Annotated in this window: 4 protein-coding genes; 1 reads left to right on the top strand and 3 read right to left on the bottom strand. The window is 66.5% G+C overall.

Annotation, left to right across the window (positions count from 1 at the left end; translation table 11 throughout):
* A partial coding sequence (locus MFF56_RS31710; RefSeq protein WP_238232176.1) for a hypothetical protein occupies positions 1–357 on the bottom strand: 357 nt, incomplete at its 3' end.
* Between the two features lie 463 nt (positions 358–820).
* A complete protein-coding gene (locus tag MFF56_RS31715; RefSeq protein WP_238232177.1) occupies positions 821–1,069 on the bottom strand; it encodes a hypothetical protein in 249 nt (82 codons plus the stop codon).
* Positions 1,070–1,240: 171 nt separating this feature from the next.
* Here MFF56_RS31715 and MFF56_RS31720 point away from each other — a divergent pair, with 171 nt between their 5' ends.
* Positions 1,241–1,777 carry a hypothetical protein gene (locus MFF56_RS31720; protein WP_238232180.1) on the top strand — a complete coding sequence of 179 codons (537 nt, stop codon included), beginning with the start codon at positions 1,241–1,243 and terminating at the stop codon, positions 1,775–1,777.
* A gap of 226 nt (positions 1,778–2,003) precedes the next feature.
* Here MFF56_RS31720 and MFF56_RS31725 read toward each other — a convergent pair whose 3' ends face one another.
* Positions 2,004–2,393, bottom strand: a complete 390-nt coding sequence (locus MFF56_RS31725) for a hypothetical protein (RefSeq protein WP_238232181.1) — start codon at positions 2,391–2,393, stop codon at positions 2,004–2,006.
* Between the last annotated feature and the right edge of the window lie 148 nt (positions 2,394–2,541).

Below are 2,541 nucleotides of genomic sequence, written 5' to 3' on the forward strand. Positions count from 1 at the left end.
GGTGAGCTGGGCGACGACGCCGCCGTAGCTGCCCTCCTGGTTGAAGGTGCAGTTGGTGGAGAGGATGGACCCGGTCTGGACGGGTGCGGCGCAGCCCGGGGGCAGGGGGGCGCCGACCATCTCGATGCGGTAGGGCGAGCGTCCGCCGGAGCCCTGCCAGGAGATGGAGTAGGTGCGCCCGTCGACCTTGTAGTAGGTGCTCGAGTTGACGACGTTGTTGGTGATGACGGGAACGGGGTAGGTGCCGGCGGCGGAGGGCTGGCGGAAGACGTAGGAGGCGGCCAGCAGCTCGGCCGGGTGGCCGAGGGCCATCACGACTGAAAGGGCAAGCGCCATCGCGCGACGGAAAACCGACATCGGACCACCCCATCTCCGAGCGGAGATTAGAGGGGCGATTGCTTCGGTGCAACCGCTTTCGAAGGAACGTAATCCGGGGCCCCGCGCTTGGATCCTTTCAAGCGATCGGGCTTTGCTATTGCATCGATGGGCATCATCATTCCTTCAGCCGTATCAAGGCCGAGCGGAGGAAGGATGGCGATGCGAGACGACGGCCGCGTCCCCTGGAGCCCATCAGGAATTTCGAAATTTCGGAGCGGCGGCCTTCTGAGGATGGCCCGAGCTTCGGGGGCCGTTTCTCTATCGACAGGCGAGACATGGCTTCGCACGACGTCAGCGAGGCTGGCCGTCGCAGGCCTTCTGGCCATCGAAGAGCTCGCTCTGGACGTCAGCCTACGCCTTCCCACCCCCGCGGACGTGCCGAACGCCCGTTACGCCAACGCGTGGCGGTTCAGGGTGGCGACCGACGCCTGACCGATCGGTCTCAGAGGCAGGCGGGGACGCGGAACACTCGGATCTCGCCGCGCTCGTCGAGGAGTTCGCGACGCACCCACTGGCATCCCGTCGCGTAGTACTCCGCGCCGGGATGCAGATCCGGTCCAACCGGCCCTCTGTCCAGATAGGCCGGCGGCACGTCCAGCGGACCTCGTTGCGCCACCTCGAAGGGGAGGGGACCCGCGGCAGCGGCGCCGGATCCGAGGCAGGCGGCTATGACGATGGCGAGCCGAGGCATTCCGAAGTCTCCGACGAAGCCGGCCGATCGCCGGTCCGTGAAGCTCAACGGCTCTGCTTGTCCGGCGTTCCGGCCCCTGCGGTTGTCCCTTTCGCAAGCGGATGCGAGCCTCGCGATCGGGAACACATGCAAGGCAACGGGGACATGGGCGACAGAGCGGACACCAGCATCATGATCGTCGGCACCATTCCTTCCGCCGCGGCAGTGACTGCCTTGACGGCCGCGGTCGTCGCCGAGAACGCGAAGCCCGGATGGGAGGAGGGCGTGTTCGAGGATGGCGACTTCATGTGCCTGCTTCAGGAGACGATCGAGCAGGGAAAGCCGCTCTGGATCTATGGAAGCGACAAGCTCGGCGCGACGATGGACGACGTTGAGGACGTCTGCCGCGAGCACGGCATCGCTTTCGCCGTGCATGGCGAGCGTGGTCCATCCTGGGACTCCTTCGTGAAGCGTTGGATGCCAGGCTGGCCCGAACCCGTCACGGTCTATGGTTCGGATGGACCGAGCATCGGGGCGGCCAAGGTGGCATCGCTACTCCGCAGCGGGCCGGAGGGTATTGCCGAACTCACCGCCCTCGCCGACCGCCTGAAAGGCGTCGACCTGCCCGAGATCGTCGACGCCTCGCCGCAAATGCGCAAGGAACTCGAGCGGCTGATCCAGGTCGAGTACGGCGAGACCGGGCCTATGGCGTCCGCGCCCACCCCCTGACCCCGCATTCGCATCGTCGGGGCTCTCCTGACAGACGCCATCACGGGTCTCGCCGACTCGGTCAAAGGCGAACCGGGCTTCCCGAGCTGCATCGAGGACAAGCCGGCGAGGCCGCCGACCCTCAGGCAACTCTTTCGGTCCCGCGACCTTCGCGCAGGCTGATCGCTCTTCTCATCGGGCGTAGTGACTGCCCTGGACGGGGAGGGCGGTGGTTCGCCCTCCCCGCCTACGAGATCGCGAGCCGCGCACCCAACACGATCGCGCCGTACGTCACCCCCGTGGATATCAGTGCCGCGATGAAGGAGATCCCGGGTGCCAGCGCAGCTTCCCGGCCGAGCCCGACGCGGATCACGCCGGCAAAGAAAGCGAATGCGGTCAGCGTTAGCGTCGTGGCCGTGGCGACGTCGCCCACGACTCGGGAGCAGAGAACGGCGACGAGAGCGGCCAGGAAGCTCTTCAACGCGTTCAGTACGGTCATGATGATGTTGTAGGGCAGGGGCGCGTAGAAGCCGGCGGCGGCGCGCTCCATCATTCCCAGGTTCAGCACCAGGGACAGGAAAACCCGCAGCATCGCGAACACGATGCAGGCGATCGCGATCTGGATGAAGGTGCCCATGGTCGGCCGCATCCTTCAAGGCTCGGGCGACTATACGTGCGTATTCCGACGAAGCCGGCCGGGGATTCCGATTTGAAGCCGGCCGTCATTCCGAGGCGAAGCCGGCCACCGTTCCGATCTGAAGCCGGCCGGTGGCGGAGGCGCTCCC

This window comes from Methylobacterium hispanicum (genome assembly GCF_022179285.1).
GTDB classification, from domain to species: Bacteria; Pseudomonadota; Alphaproteobacteria; order Rhizobiales; family Beijerinckiaceae; genus Methylobacterium; species Methylobacterium hispanicum.